General features: G+C 29.4%; 16 protein-coding genes. 7 read left to right on the top strand and 9 right to left on the bottom strand.

Annotated elements, in window-relative coordinates; all coding sequences use genetic code 11:
- Positions 1–3: 3 nt before the first annotated feature.
- The gene (locus ACMFBB_RS12885; protein ID WP_435261184.1) at positions 4–528 is read left to right on the top strand and encodes a rhodanese-like domain-containing protein; all 525 of its coding nucleotides are present in this window, start codon (positions 4–6) and stop codon (positions 526–528) included.
- On the opposite strand, the gene ACMFBB_RS12880 is transcribed toward ACMFBB_RS12885, so the two are convergent.
- From ACMFBB_RS12880 to ACMFBB_RS12865, 4 genes are all read right to left on the bottom strand, one after another.
- Complete coding sequence (locus ACMFBB_RS12880) at positions 525–1,787, bottom strand: POTRA domain-containing protein (protein WP_435261183.1); 1,263 nt, start codon at positions 1,785–1,787, stop codon at positions 525–527. The genes ACMFBB_RS12885 and ACMFBB_RS12880 overlap by 4 nt on opposite strands.
- Positions 1,787–2,428, bottom strand: a complete 642-nt coding sequence (locus tag ACMFBB_RS12875; RefSeq protein WP_435261182.1) for a hypothetical protein — start codon at positions 2,426–2,428, stop codon at positions 1,787–1,789. The genes ACMFBB_RS12880 and ACMFBB_RS12875 overlap by 1 nt, the downstream gene beginning before the upstream one ends.
- A 79-nt stretch (positions 2,429–2,507) precedes the next feature.
- Positions 2,508–3,512 (bottom strand): glycoside hydrolase family 113, encoded by a 1,005-nt coding sequence (locus ACMFBB_RS12870; protein WP_435261181.1) that lies wholly within the window; start codon positions 3,510–3,512, stop codon positions 2,508–2,510.
- A gap of 23 nt (positions 3,513–3,535) precedes the next feature.
- The gene (locus ACMFBB_RS12865) at positions 3,536–4,405 is read right to left on the bottom strand and encodes a hypothetical protein (RefSeq protein WP_435261180.1); all 870 of its coding nucleotides are present in this window, start codon (positions 4,403–4,405) and stop codon (positions 3,536–3,538) included.
- Between the two features lie 144 nt (positions 4,406–4,549).
- Between ACMFBB_RS12865 and ACMFBB_RS12860 the strand changes: the two genes are divergently transcribed.
- Genes ACMFBB_RS12860 through ACMFBB_RS12835 form a run of 6 tightly spaced genes read left to right on the top strand, consistent with a single transcriptional unit; the run spans position 4,550 to position 11,623 of the window.
- The gene (locus ACMFBB_RS12860; protein WP_435261179.1) at positions 4,550–5,893 is read left to right on the top strand and encodes an NAD(P)/FAD-dependent oxidoreductase; all 1,344 of its coding nucleotides are present in this window, start codon (positions 4,550–4,552) and stop codon (positions 5,891–5,893) included.
- Positions 5,894–5,896: 3 nt separating this feature from the next.
- On the top strand, positions 5,897–7,519 hold the full coding sequence (locus tag ACMFBB_RS12855) for a 4Fe-4S binding protein (RefSeq protein ID WP_435261178.1): 1,623 nt from the start codon (positions 5,897–5,899) through the stop codon (positions 7,517–7,519).
- Positions 7,509–8,030: a toxin-antitoxin system YwqK family antitoxin gene (locus ACMFBB_RS12850; protein WP_435261177.1), complete on the top strand. Its 522-nt coding sequence runs from the start codon at positions 7,509–7,511 to the stop codon at positions 8,028–8,030. The genes ACMFBB_RS12855 and ACMFBB_RS12850 overlap by 11 nt, the downstream gene beginning before the upstream one ends.
- Before the next feature lie 3 nt (positions 8,031–8,033).
- Positions 8,034–8,726: a glycosyltransferase family 2 protein gene (locus tag ACMFBB_RS12845; RefSeq protein ID WP_435261176.1), complete on the top strand. Its 693-nt coding sequence runs from the start codon at positions 8,034–8,036 to the stop codon at positions 8,724–8,726.
- Positions 8,726–10,216, top strand: a complete 1,491-nt coding sequence (locus ACMFBB_RS12840; RefSeq protein ID WP_435261175.1) for a cellulose synthase family protein — start codon at positions 8,726–8,728, stop codon at positions 10,214–10,216. Before ACMFBB_RS12845 ends, ACMFBB_RS12840 begins: the two co-directional genes overlap by 1 nt.
- Positions 10,217–11,623, top strand: a complete 1,407-nt coding sequence (locus tag ACMFBB_RS12835) for a glycosyltransferase 87 family protein (RefSeq protein WP_435261174.1) — start codon at positions 10,217–10,219, stop codon at positions 11,621–11,623.
- A 75-nt stretch (positions 11,624–11,698) separates the two neighbouring features.
- On the opposite strand, the gene ACMFBB_RS12830 is transcribed toward ACMFBB_RS12835, so the two are convergent.
- From ACMFBB_RS12830 to gcvH, 5 genes are all read right to left on the bottom strand, one after another.
- Positions 11,699–12,283 carry an acyltransferase gene (locus ACMFBB_RS12830; RefSeq protein ID WP_435261173.1) on the bottom strand — a complete coding sequence of 195 codons (585 nt, stop codon included), beginning with the start codon at positions 12,281–12,283 and terminating at the stop codon, positions 11,699–11,701.
- 46 nt (positions 12,284–12,329) lie between these two features.
- Positions 12,330–13,085: an energy transducer TonB gene (locus tag ACMFBB_RS12825; protein ID WP_435261172.1), complete on the bottom strand. Its 756-nt coding sequence runs from the start codon at positions 13,083–13,085 to the stop codon at positions 12,330–12,332.
- A 104-nt stretch (positions 13,086–13,189) separates the two neighbouring features.
- Positions 13,190–13,912 carry an energy transducer TonB gene (locus tag ACMFBB_RS12820; RefSeq protein WP_435261171.1) on the bottom strand — a complete coding sequence of 241 codons (723 nt, stop codon included), beginning with the start codon at positions 13,910–13,912 and terminating at the stop codon, positions 13,190–13,192.
- A 62-nt stretch (positions 13,913–13,974) separates the two neighbouring features.
- On the bottom strand, positions 13,975–14,361 hold the full coding sequence (locus ACMFBB_RS12815; protein ID WP_435261170.1) for a VanZ family protein: 387 nt from the start codon (positions 14,359–14,361) through the stop codon (positions 13,975–13,977).
- A complete protein-coding gene (gene gcvH / locus ACMFBB_RS12810) occupies positions 14,327–14,707 on the bottom strand; it encodes a glycine cleavage system protein GcvH (protein ID WP_435261169.1) in 381 nt (126 codons plus the stop codon). The genes ACMFBB_RS12815 and gcvH overlap by 35 nt, the downstream gene beginning before the upstream one ends.
- Between the last annotated feature and the right edge of the window lie 10 nt (positions 14,708–14,717).

Here is a 14,717-nt window from a genome sequence, read left to right as displayed (position 1 = left end):
AAAATGAAAAATTTAGTTTACGTATATCTATTTTGTATAGTTTGTTCAGTGAACGCTCAAAAAAACCTAAACCAGTTATTAAAAAAATTTAATACTGAAACCATCCCATATATCACAAGTAACAGTTTAGAAAAACTAATACAGCAATCTATTACTTCTACTCAAAGCAACGATAAAATTATTTTACTAGATTCTAGGGAACCTGAAGAATTTGAAATAAGTCATATTAATAATTCTATCTGTGTTGGATACAATCATTTCAACATGAAAGAAACTATCAAAAAACTTCCCACTAATAAAAACACGAAAATCATAGTTTATTGTTCATTAGGAATAAGATCAGAGGATATTGCTGAAAAGTTAAAAAAAGCAGGTTATACAAATATTTATAATCTTTATGGCGGTATTTTTGATTGGAAAAACCAAGGGAAAACAGTTGTAAACAAACAACAAAAGACAACTGAAAAAGTGCATGCTTTTAATAAAGAATGGGGAAAATGGCTTGTAAAAGGAGATAAAGTATATTAAAAATACTGCCCTATTCCAAATACAATCCCTTTAGTTGCATTTTTAGTTAATCCGTATCCATAATCTATTCTAAAAATAGCATTGAATATTTTTTTATTAATAAATCGCAACCCTACACCCGAATACACCTTAATATTTTCACTTTGGTAAAAATCACTTAATCTTCCTCCAGGTAATCTCCAAGAACCAACATCAGTAAACGCATTCCCTTGTAAAACGAACCATTTTTTCTCAAAAAGAGTATATCTATACTCTGTATTCCAAACAATACTTCCAGTACCTCTATCAACTAAAATACCTACACCTCTCAAATTAACATTATTATCTAATGCAAATGGAGCAAAAGGACTTTTTAAATTCGAAGACAACCCTACTCGTAAACGATTTGCCCAGTTTCCTTTTTTACCCAATCGTTTAAAATAAAACAAATCGTTCCAAGCAACTAAAAAATCATCTTGGTATGTATTCTTACTAGTAACATATTGGCCATAAAACTGGCTTTTAAAACCATCTATATAATGATAATGATAATCTAAATTATCATAGGTATATACCAGTTTAAGCAGTTTTTTATTAATATTTAGTTTTTGAGGGACATTACTTGCTGTATGACCACTCAAATAATTATACCTTTCTTTAAAAAAGGTTATTCCAAACTGAACATTATTCTTAAAATTTATTTGATACAGAGCTAAGATTTCGTAGGAAATATTTTGATATTTATAGTTTGCAGATTTATTATCAAAATACAAAGGCTCTTCGCTACTCCAATTTTGATGGTTTATAGCCAATCCAAAATATTTCGAAAACAATGTAGGAGCTTTAATATTTATACCATAGGAGTTAAATCCATTTTGTTGATAAAACGCACCAATTGTTATGTTTCTACCCAAAAAATTATAATCATACAGTCCTAACTTATAGGCTAATCTTTTGTTGGTCGTTGTCCATAAATTTACTTCAGGTATTACTGTAAAATTCTCCTCGATATGTATAAAAACATTGTAGTAATTTTCATGTGAGTGAAAAACTTGAAAATATGCATGAGAAACTGCTGGCAACCTTTTTAAGCGAATGATATCTTTTTCTATTTTTAAAGAATCTAGCACCTCTCCCTTCTTAATATCTAAAAGCTTTAAAACCGTTTCTTTTTTAGTTTTTTTTACACCTTTTACTTTTACATCAACGACCATTTTTTCTTGTGAAAACGATGAAAACGAAAAAAATAAAACTACTAAAACCGTGTACAATTTTTCCATTATTTACCTATAAATTGATTTTGAATTACCAAATTCACCCAATTATCTTCACTCACTCCCATCATTGTAAAATGGTATTCTTTATTTTTTATTAAAGTTGGTGGTATTTCCCTAGTTACGTTTAATACCACATTATCTAATTTATAATATTGAAACCATTTATCATAAGTATATGTTCCCGATAATAAATTTTTATCTGAATTTGTTACTACTTGAAAATAGATAACATTTTCTTTTGTTTTTCCGTCTTCCCAAGAAAACATTGGCATTAACGAAGTGTCTGTATCTATTGACACACTACTAGACCATTCAGTGGCTTTGGATATATTTTTTAGCTTTATTGGATTTGAAATATGTATCTTATTATTAGACTCATAAGTTACTATACTCCAAACTTCATTGTTACTTTCACGAATGAACCTTTGTAAATATCCATTAAACACATCTTCTTTTTCTAATGAAACCTTTTTATATAATGTAAAATCATTTTTATCTAAATGTATACTTTCAGTTTCAAAATACTGAATATTTGTTGCTCCTAATATAGGGTAGTAAAAAATATAAGAAATATTAGAATTGATTTTATCACTAGCAGCACAAGCAATAACTTCATCTGTGGTTAAATGTTTCTTTTCTGTCATATACCCCTGTAATGTATCTATCGATAATTCATTTTTTGAGCACGACAGAAAAATGAACATTGAGAAAAAAAATATTATTTTAATGTTGTTCATACGCTTTTTTAATTACTTGTTCAGCAGGCTTATTTTGTGGAGTAAATCTATTATTGTTACCCCCTCCTACTTTAGCATGATTATGAAACCACTTCCATAAAAACCCACCAGCAAACCAAGTCTCATTCCAAAACTGTTGATAAATTACTTCTAAGGCATTACTTTGATTTTTTAAATCTACGTCACCTTCTATCCTATCTGAATTCCATGGCTCTTTACCCGTGTAGTTAACACTTCTATAGCCAAACTCTGTAAACAAAACAGGCTTATTCGCCATCTCACTAACGGTAATTATATTATTTTTATGCAATTGCCATCCTTTAACAAAATCTTGAATTGACGGTGATTTTTTTGTACTTAAGGGGAAGTAAGCATCAATCCCTATAAAATCAATACTACTCCAAAATGGTACTCTATTAAACTCATCCCAATTAGCTGCGTACGTTAGTTTTCCCTTGTAAACTTTTTTTATTTTAAGAATTAGTTCACTCCAATAATCAGGTCGGTTTTCAACGAATTTTTCTAGCTCGGTACCAATACATAGTATTTCAGCATTTATTTTTTGAGCTAACTTTGCATATGTTATAATAAATTCTGAGTAAGAATTCTCTAAAATTCTCCAGTTTTCTTCTGAGTTCATTTTTATAAAGCCTGTATATTCTCCTCTCCAAACCCAAATTTGAGGCTTCAACATTATTTTAATTTTGTTCTTCCTAAATTCATGTGAATATTGTTCTATTCCTTTTTCTGTTTCACCAAACCATTGTCTTGAAGAATTGAATGTAATTTTAGGTGAATTCAAATCTTTAATAAAACCAAAAGGCATCAACGCAACATAATTCGCCAACACCTTCTTTATAGGTATAATATGATCTTGATTAATTTTGTTTGGAGAAGCGACAAAACTAATTCCATTTATTTTTTTTGTTTGACTATTACAAAACCAATTAAAAAAAATAACAATTACTATAATGAGCCATTTATTTTTCATACCTCCAATTTACATTTTTTCCATTAAAACAAAGCTCTTAGTCCAATATTAAAACTTTGACCTAACCCAGTATTTTCTCCTCTTACAAACTTGCTATATAACACCTCTAAGTTAAGTACTTTAGACAATTGATATTTACCTCCAAAACCTAAAGCCGTATAATTTTGTGTAAAATCACCAAAGCGTTGAGCATGCTGGGCAAAAACTAACACAGTAGATTCATCAGAAGGAAAATAACTTAAAAAAGCACCTGGAACTACCATAAAAGTATTATTTGCAAAACTCTTCTCCTCTCCAAAATTATATTCAGTATTTAATTCGGTAAACACTTGCCATTTACCACTATCAAATGTGTAATCATAAAAAAATCTGTTTTGAAAAGTCCAGGCTGTTTGATCTAAAAAAACTCCGTTTCCATCAGATTCATCAGTAACTAAAGGAATATGTAATGCAGACTGAATAGAGAAATTTCCTACACTTTTAAATGGTTGAAACTTTATTGCTGGAGCAATTGATGTTATTCCCTTTCTATCAGTATTTGAATCTTCTAAACTAAAAACAGATAAAGCTTGACGACCTCCAATTGTATTTGAACGGAACTCAACAATAGCTCCTATATTTATCCTATTATTATTAGAAACACCAGTAAATGCTTCTACAGTAGAAGTAAAATAATTTTCTCTAGGTTTGTCAGCTGTAATAGTATTAAAATTACCTTCTGTTTCTGTATATAAATTATTAAAAAATTTTATATCCCACTGCCCTTTATCTAATAATCTTGATGGTGTATACGTTTGAATATTACTTTTTGAATTTTTATCTTCTTCTTGTGCAAAAGATTGAAAACCTATTAATATTAAAGCAAATAACAAATATTTGATTCTATTTTTCATTATAAATTATTTTAATTAAAGCTTAGGTCGATAAAAACAAAACCTACTTACACCTCCCTTCTTTTATTTATACTGATTCTAAATTCATCAATCAGATTAAGTTCTTAACTTTAAGTGCGACCTAATTTGCAAATCAGCTTAAATATGGAACATGTTGTAATTATTGGTAATGGTATTTCTGGTGTAACTGCTGCTAGACATATCAGAAAGTTATCCAACAAACAGATTACTATCATATCTGCAGAATCAGATTTCTTTTTTTCAAGAACCGCATTAATGTATGTTTACATGGGACATATGAAGTTTGAGCACACTCAACCTTACGAACCTTGGTTTTGGAAAAAAAATAACATCAATTTAAAAAAAGGATTCGTTTCTAAGGTACATTCATCTAATAATGAAATTGAACTAAAAGATGGTGAAATCATTAATTACGACACCTTAATCATTGCAACTGGCTCTAAACCTAACAAATTTGGTTGGCCCGGACAAGATGCTAAAGGAGTTATGGGGATGTATCATAAACAAGACCTAGAAAAGCTAGAAAAATATGCTCCTGATAATGTAACGTGTAAAAGAGCAGTAATTGTAGGTGGTGGTTTAATTGGTATTGAACTAGCAGAAATGCTTCACAGCAGAAAAATTCCAGTTACATTTCTTGTTCGTGAAAATAGTTTTTGGAGTTCAGTTTTACCAAAGGAAGAATCTACAATGATTAATAATGAAATTATTGAGAACCATATAGATTTACGTCTAGGTGTAAACTTAAAAGAAATTAGAACTGATAAAAATGGGAAAGCTACTTCTATTATTATTGCTGAAACTGGCGAAGAAATTTCTTGTGATGTAGTTGGTTTAACAGCCGGAGTATCTCCAAATATTGACTTTATAAAAAATTCTGAAATAGTAGTTGGACGTGGAATAAAGGTCAATCGTTTTTTAGAAACAAATATTTCAAATATATATGCTATTGGAGATTGTGCCGAACAACATGAAGCTATTGGACAAAGACGCCCTATCGAAGCAGTTTGGTATACTGGAAGAATGATGGGAGAAACAGTTGCTCAAACAATTTGTGGTAATCGCATAGAATACAAACCTGGACATTGGTTTAATTCAGCCAAGTTTATTGATATTGAATATCAAACTTATGGTTGGGTTTGGGCAGAACCTAAGAAAAATGAGAGTCGTTTTTACTGGGAGCATGAAAGTGGTAAGAAGTGCATTCATATAAGTTTTGACAAGAACACGAATGAATTTATTGGTATTAACACCTTTGGTATTAGAATGCGGCACGAGTTTTTTGATAGAATTTTAACTGGCAAAAAATCTGTTAACTACGTCCTTGAACATTTAGCCGATGCCAATTTTGATCCTGAATTTTACAAATTACATGAAAACGAAATTGTAGCTAAATACAACAAAGAGAACAACACCAATATTCAACTAAAAAAGAAAAGCTGGAAACGAATTTTTAGCAGAGCTTAAAATATGAAAACAATAAAACATATAGGTTTACTTCTATTTTTAATAGGGTTAATCATTTTTACAGGAACTATATTTACTGGTTTTTTTAGCTTTACTGAATCAGAATTAAACTCTTTTATTAGTGATAAAGGTTATAAAAGTGAAGTTATAAAGAAGGAACTCAGTAATGCTATTGTTACAAATGAGGATTTAAATATTTTTGAATTTTCTAGTCGAGTTAGAAGAGCTTACAAAAAATCTAATGATTATTACGACCAATTAATTTTAAAATATGATTCAGAAAAAAACTGGACAAAAAAAGGAGAACAATATCAATATAAAATATATGGAAAACCTCATACGTTAAGTTATGAGTTAGCAAAAAAAGCAGGTACAGGGTTTATAAGAAACAATGTTGGTTTACTTTGGCTACTTACTTTTGGGTTAGGCATTATAGGAGCTCTTTTATTTATACTTCCTAACTTTATTCTTTTAGGAAATAAAGGAATTAAAAACAATAACATTTACTTAGAATCATCTACTAATAAGGGTTGGATTGCATGGGGAGTACTTATTTATCTTGTATCATTTTATTTGCTACTATACTTCTTTCCAGATTATGTTGTTAATTGGACTTATATTTTAGATCCTATTAGTAAATTTCTTAATGGAGGTCCAGCTAGTCAATGGTTCGTATATGGCTTCTTGTATTGTATCATTATGCTTGTTATGGCAGTAAGGATGTATATTAAATATAGGCATAACAAATATCAAATTATAAGAACAACATCTGTTTTATTTTTTCAAATTGTATTTGCTTTTTTAATTCCTGAAATAATGACTAGCCTTAATATGCCTGGGTATGATTTCAAAAATGCGTTTCCGTTAGACTATGATTTTTTCTTTGAATGGAATCTAGATAGTTTAACCAGTAGCGGATCTATAGGTCTATTTATTTTAGTGTGGGGAATATTACTTACATTGGTAATTGTTCCTGTAATGGTTTATTTCTTTGGAAAAAGATGGTACTGTTCTTGGGTTTGTGGCTGTGGTGGTTTAGCTGAAACTTTAGGGGATCCATACAGGCAACATTCAAACAAAAGCATGAATGCTTGGAAACTTGAGCGCTGGCTAATTCATTCTGTTTTAGTATTTTCTTTAATAATGACAGTCGTTACCATATACTGTTATTTTACAGGTACGCAATCCTTTTTAGGCTTAAAATCTCAATGGATCAAAGACACCTATAGCTTTTTAATTGGTGCATGGTTTGCTGGTGTTATAGGAACTGGATTTTATCCAATTTTTGGTAATAGAGTTTGGTGTCGTTTCGGCTGTCCTTTAGCAGCTTATATGGGATTGGTACAACGTTTTAAATCTCGTTTTAGAATTACAACTAATGGAGGTCAGTGTATTTCTTGTGGTAATTGTTCAACATACTGTGAGCAAGGAATAGATGTGCGTTCATATGCCCAAAAAGGAGAAAACATAGTTAGAGCAAGTTGTGTAGGCTGTGGTATTTGTTCAGCGGTATGCCCTAGAGGTGTTTTAAAACTTGAGAATGGTCCTGAGAATGGTCGTATTAACCCTACAGAAGTTTTATTAGGTAATGATGTAGATTTAATGAAACTAGTTAATGAAAGATAAACAATCAAACTCTATTTCGATTCTGTCATATAAAAAAAGGCTTTTCATATTCATACTATTTTTTTCATTAACATCTATAGCAAGTGCCCAAAAAAAATATTCTAGAAACTATTATAACAATGGAAATTTAAAGGAAGAAGGTTGGTTATCTAATAATAAAAAAGTAGATTTTTGGAAATTTTATTATAAAAATGGTGTTTTAAAAAAACAAGGTCATTTTAAAGATAATTTTCCAGTAAAGTATTGGTACTTTTACCGAAAAAATTCATCAAAGGAAAAAGAGGGACATTTTATAAAAGGTAAACAAAATAAATGGTGGTTGTATTACGATAAAAAAGGAACTATCAACCATAAATGCCAGCTTAAAAACGACAAAAAGCATGGGTATTGTTTAGTTTATAAAAAAAAGGAACTAATAAAGGCTGTCAGGTTTAAAGATGGTAAAAAAGTAAATGAATGGACTGATTTCTCTTCCTTTAAAGAAGAAAATAATTTGACAGATTTAAAATAAAAAATGAATCAACTAATAAAAGTTATTATTCCTGCGTATAATGAACAAGATTCAATAGCTAGCGTTATTAAAGACATTCCTTCTGTAGTAGATGAAATTATTGTTGTGAGCAATAACTCAACAGACAACACTGAAATAAATGCTAAAAAAGCCGGCGCTACAGTATTGTTAGAAAGTAGAAGAGGATACGGGTACGCTTGCTTAAAAGGCATGGAACACATTTCTAATCAACTAATAAAACCTTCGATTGTTGTTTTTCTTGATGGAGACTACTCTGACTATCCAGAACAACTTACAGAAGTCATTGCCCCCATCATAAATGACAACATTGATTTTGTAATAGGATCACGAGTAAAACGACTACGTGAACAAGGTTCTATGACTCCTCAACAAGTTTTTGGTAATTGGTTAGCTACTTTTCTAATGAAACTTTTTTTTGGTGCAAAATTCACCGACCTTGGTCCTTTCAGAGCTATCAAATACGAAAAACTACTAAACTTAAAAATGGAAGATAAAACATATGGTTGGACAGTAGAAATGCAATTAAAAGCTCTAAAACAAAAATTATCCTATGTTGAAGTTCCTATGAAATATCGAAATCGTATTGGTACTTCTAAGGTTTCAGGAACAGTAAAAGGTAGTATATTAGCTGGCTTTAAAATTTTAGGTTGGATATTTAAATACAGTTTTAAATAATGATTTTACAATACACAATAATTACATTATATACAGTATCATTGGTTCTTATTTTAATGTATGCATTAGCACAATTAAACTTACTCTTTAATTACTTAAAAGCTAGAAAAAAGGAAGACAACTCTCCTAAGCTTGATTTAAGTAACCCTAATGAAGTTCCTTTTATCACCATACAACTTCCAGTGTATAATGAATTATATGTAATGGAACGTTTACTAGATAATATTGCAAAAATTAAATATCCTCTCGAAAAGCTAGAAATACAAGTATTAGATGATTCAACAGATGAATCAGTAATTTCTACAGAAAATCATATCAAAGAGCTTCAAAAAACAGGACTAGATATCCAACACATAAGAAGAGAAAATAGGTATGGTTTTAAAGCTGGCGCCTTAAAAGAAGGTTTAAAAATTGCAAAAGGAGAATTCATTGCAATTTTTGACGCGGACTTTTTACCTAAACCTTGTTGGCTTGAAAATACAGTTCCTTTTTTTAAAAACCCAAAAATAGGAGTAGTACAAACTCGTTGGGGACATATAAATAGAAACTATTCTACTTTAACAAAAATTCAAGCTTTTGCTTTAGATGCACATTTTACGCTAGAACAAGTTGGTAGAAATAGTCAAGGGCATTTTATCAATTTTAATGGTACTGCTGGTATATGGCGTAAAGAATGTATTTATGATGCTGGAAATTGGGAAGGAGATACTTTAACTGAAGATTTAGATTTGAGTTACAGAGCTCAATTAAAAAAATGGAAATTTAAGTATTTAGAAAATGTTGAAACCCCTGCTGAACTTCCTGTTATTATTAGTGCAGCTCGTTCTCAACAATTTAGATGGAATAAAGGTGGAGCTGAAAACTTTCAAAAGATGTTAAAAAGGATTATTGTAAGTAAAAATATTTCTTTCAAAACTAAAGTTCATGGTGTATTACATTTATTAAATAGCTCGATGTTTACTTGTATATTTTTAGTTGCAGTTCTAAGTATTCCTATGCTATATATAAAAAATGAATATGCACATTTAAGAATTTATTTTTTAGTAATGAGCTTTTTTGTTGTAAGTACCATCATATTTTTTATATGTTATTGGTTTATGTATAAGAAAACTTATGGAACTGGCTTTTATAATTTTATAAAATATATAGGAGCTTTCTTTTCATTCTTTTCTATCGCAATGGGCTTTTCTTTACATAATACTATCGCTGTTTTTGAGGGGCATTTTGGTAAAAAAAGTGAATTTGTAAGAACTCCAAAGTTTAATATCAAATCACTTAAAGATAATTGGAAAAACAATAAATATATACGCGCTACAATTTCGCCTAACGTTATTATTGAAGGGCTACTAGCTCTTTATTTTGCTTTTGGAATGTATAGTGCCTTTATAGTAGGTGATCAGGGTGGTGATTTTGGTTTATTTCCATTTCATCTAATGTTATTTATTGGCTTCAGCTATGTGTTTTTTAAATCGATTTTTTCTAAAGCATAAATGTGGAGTAATAAAAAATATAGCCTAATATCTGTAACAGTTTTTACATTAATATTATATTTTTTATTTGCATATTCCCTAGAAAGAACATCATTTTACACATTGCTTTTTTTATGGATTGGCTTATTTAGTTCATTCTATTATTTATATAGAAGTAATAAAACGAATTTCACTTTTTTAGTTGTTATTTCTGTATTATTTAGGTTTGTTTTTTTATTTTCAACTCCAAATTTATCTCAAGATTTTTATCGTTTTATTTGGGATGGGCGAATGCTTTTAGAAGGTTTTAATCCATACTTATCATTGCCTGAAACATTTATTGAACAAAAAAACTACCCTATTAACCAGGCTGTAGAATTATACAACGGCATGGGAGCAATGAATGGAAGTCATTATACAAATTATCCCCCCATTAACCAACTGTGTTTCTTTATTGCTGCTCTCATTGATAATAAGAGTATTACAGGCTCCATAATTGTAATGCGATTACTTATAATTCTAGCTGATATAGGTATTTTATTTTATGGTAAAAAATTATTAGAAAAACTACAATTACAAAAATCAACTATTTTTTTATACTTATTAAATCCTTTCGTAATTGTTGAATTAACTGGAAACTTACATTTTGAACCCGTAATGTTATTCTTTTTAGTGTGGGGTTTGTATAAATTATTTCAAAAAAAATGGGTTCTAAGTGGTGTTTTAATTGCTTGTTCAATATCAGTTAAATTAATTCCTTTATTATTTTTACCTATATTTTATCAGTTTTTCATAAAAAAAGAAACCAGTATTCTTAAAGGACTAAAAAAACTAGTTGCTTTCTATCTTATAATATTCGTGACTATATTTCTATTTTTTCTTCCATTTTTTTCATCAACATTAATTAGCAACTACAGTAAATCAGTAGGGCTGTGGTTTAAAAATTTTGAGTTTAATGCTAGTATTTATTACTTAGCAAGAGAAATAGGATTTTTATTTAGAGGCTATAATGAAATAGCCATTATAGGTAAAATAATGCCTGTTTTAACAGTTATTTTTTTAGGTATAGTTAGTTTTTACAAAAAAAACAACTCAATGAAGCAAATAATACTTTCAATGTTATTTGGTTTATCTTTTTATTATTTTACAACAACAACAATGCATCCATGGTATTTAGCCACTCTTATTATACTTTCAGTATTTACAAAATATCGTTTCCCCATTGTTTGGAGTTTAGTAATCTTTTTGAGTTATCAAGCTTATGCTAATATCCCTTGGAAAGAGAATTTATGGGTTATTAGCTTACAATATTCAGTTGTATACGGTTTTTTAATTTATGAAGTATTTTTAAAAAACAAACCCACTCAAAAATTGAGTGGGAAAAATTGCTATGAAAAAGAAAAAGAAAGTGGTTTTATAAACCACTAGCCAAATATATAAATATTTTTTTTTTTCACAAAACTTTTTTAAAAAAAACAAAAAAATATGAATGAAGGTATCCTTCTAGTTAACTTTACTAACTACTTCTTTGTTTTTCATATACTTAATACCAGACTCAACACACTGAGCAATTCCATTTTCATCAAATATTAAACGATGACCAAATTCACTAACCCAACCAATTTGTTGAGAAGGGTTCCCAACAACTAAAGCATAGGGTAGTACATTTTTGGTTACGACCGCTCCCGCGCCAATAAAAGCATATTCTCCAATCGTATTACCACAAACTATTGTAGCATTTGCTCCAATACTTGCACCTTTTTTAACTATTGTTTCTTTAAATTCATTTTTCCTCTTTATTGCACTTCTTGGATTTATTACATTTGTAAAAACCATAGAAGGTCCTAAGAAAACATCATCTTCACAAAATACTCCTGTATATATAGAAACATTATTTTGCACTTTAACATTGTTTCCTAAAACTACTTTTGGTGAAACTACTACATTTTGCCCAATGTTACAGTCAGCTCCTATAATACAATCAGGCATAATATGACTAAAGTGCCAAATTTTGGTTCTTTCACCAATAACACATCCCTCATCAATAATAGATGTTTCATGTGAAAAAAAATTTTTTGTTGTACCCATATCTACAAAAATAAAAAACTCAACTTAAAAAGTTGAGCTTTTAAAATTATTCTACCATAAATGTTATGGGTAATGTATATTTTACTTTTACTGGCACATTGTTTTGTTTACCGGGTGTAAATTGGGGAATTTTTTTTACTAATTGTACAACTTCTTTTTTCAGTTTTGTATGAGGTGCTCTTATATTTAAATCTATAATATTTCCTTGTTTATCGATTACAAATTGAGTTGATATCCTATACTTACCTGATCTCATACCTAAATCTTGTGCTATTTCTGAATTGAAATATCGCTGTACATGCTGTCTTATTTTTCTTTCCAAGCACTTTCTACCTTCTTGTTCATTTAATCCTTCACAACCTCTATATACAGGCGCATTTTGCAAATTACGCATAGTTATAGGGTCATCATTTGTATTAATTATTTCCCCCTCATCAGCCTCAGGTAAATTTGAAATATCAATTTTAGAATCACTATCGGTTGCTGGCAAATCAACAATATTTTTTATTACTTCATCATTATCAATTTTTTCAATTTTTGTTATATCTAAGGTTATCTTCTTTTGGGGAGATGTTTTAGCTACTGTTTTCTTTACTTTCTTAATAAATACTTGAGGTAATTCATCTATTGAATAATCCTTAGAAATTTCTTCTCCCAAAGTAATAGGAAAGTTTTCATTTTGTTTTGTTTCATATTCCAATACGAAGTATACAATAGATAGAGTAAGTACTAACCCTAACTGCATAAATATTGTTGAGAATTTCTCTAATTGCTTTCTAGGCATTTTTTTTGGCATTTTCATAGTTAAATATTTAATTTTTAATATTTTATCATAAACAAGAAACGTGCCAATAAAAAAAGCAACTCTAATTAGAGTTGCTTTTTTTATTTAAAAGAGTATGTGTACTATTCTACATTAAAAGTAATTGGTAAAGTATATCCAACTCTAACTGGTCTTCCTCTTTGTTTACCTGGTAACATTTTAGGTAATTTTTTTGCTATTCGAATTGCCTCTTTTTTTAATCTTGGATGAGGAGCTCTAGCATTTATTTGTTCAATATCACCTGTTTTACCTATTTTGAAAACTAGATAAATTTTCTTTTTCCCTGGCGCTAAACCTAATTCATTTGCTAATTCAGCATCAAAATAACGTTGAACATGTTTCTGCATTTTCTTGTTTAAACATGCTTTCTTTTGAGCTTTTGTACCAGAACACCCTGGAAATACAGGTACATCTTCAATGATTGAAAAAGGTACATCTTCTACTACTTCTTCTTCTTCTTCAGCCTCTTCAAAATCATCAACTTCAACTGCTTCAGATTCATCAGTTTCAGTATTATCAATTACAGTTTCTTCAATTTCTTTTTCATCCTCTACAATCTCAATTTTTTCAGGAGCTGGTGGTGGTGGTGTCTTTTGAGGTGGTTTTGGTGCTTCAGGTTGAATTTCAATAGTTTCTTCTTCAATTTCCGATGCCATGTTAGCACTACCTAAATCACCATATTCTTTATCGTATGTTTTATTTTCAATTGCTACATAAGTAACAAATAAAGCTAAAACCAAACCTAGCTGCATAAACAACTTACTATAATTCTCTAAGTTTGATTTTGGATTTTTTTTGATTTCCATCCTTTCTGTTTTTTTAATAGTTCGCTAATTTAATTAATTTATTTCAACTTATACAAGCTAATTTACCAAATAGTGTCTTTTTTGTAAAAAAAGATACTAAATAATGTAAATGCCAAAAGAACTCCTACTGAATTAGCTATTATATCATAATAGTCTCCAGTTCTATATGTCGTAATTGTAGTTTGTAAAACCTCAATAATTATGCCGTAAAAAAAACAACAAATAGACACAATGTATGTTTGATATTTCGTTTTAACTAAAGCTAATAACCAAAAAAAAGTAAGAAATAAATAAGCAATAGCATGTTCTATCTTGTCAATATTGCTTATTGAGATTGGTTGCTTTCCTAGCTTTATTAAACTAAGAATAGCGATACTTATAGTAATAAATATCGCTATTATGATTCTATTTTTCTTATCCTTGAATAAGTTCTTGATAAGCCTCAGCACTTAATAATCCTTCCAATTGTGATTCATCTGATATTTTTATTTTAATCATCCAACCTTTTCCGTAAGGGTCAGTGTTTACTAACTCAGGTTCATCTTCTAAACCTTCATTGAACTCTGTAACCTCTCCTGACAAAGGCATGAATAAATCAGAAACCGTTTTTACTGCCTCTACGGATCCAAAAACCTCTTCTATTTCTAATGTGTCATCTAAAGAATCTACATCTACATAAACGATGTCTCCTAATTCTCCTTGCGCAAAGTCTGTAATACCAATAGTTGCTATTTCTCCTTCAACTTTAACCCATTCATGGTCTTTAGTGTATTTTAATTCTGATGGAATGTTCATTGTATTGTTA

Origin of the sequence: Tenacibaculum sp. nBUS_03, from assembly GCF_051201695.1 — a bacterium.
Classification (GTDB): Bacteria; Bacteroidota; Bacteroidia; order Flavobacteriales; family Flavobacteriaceae; genus Polaribacter.
This window is presented reverse-complemented; position numbering and strand designations above follow the sequence as displayed.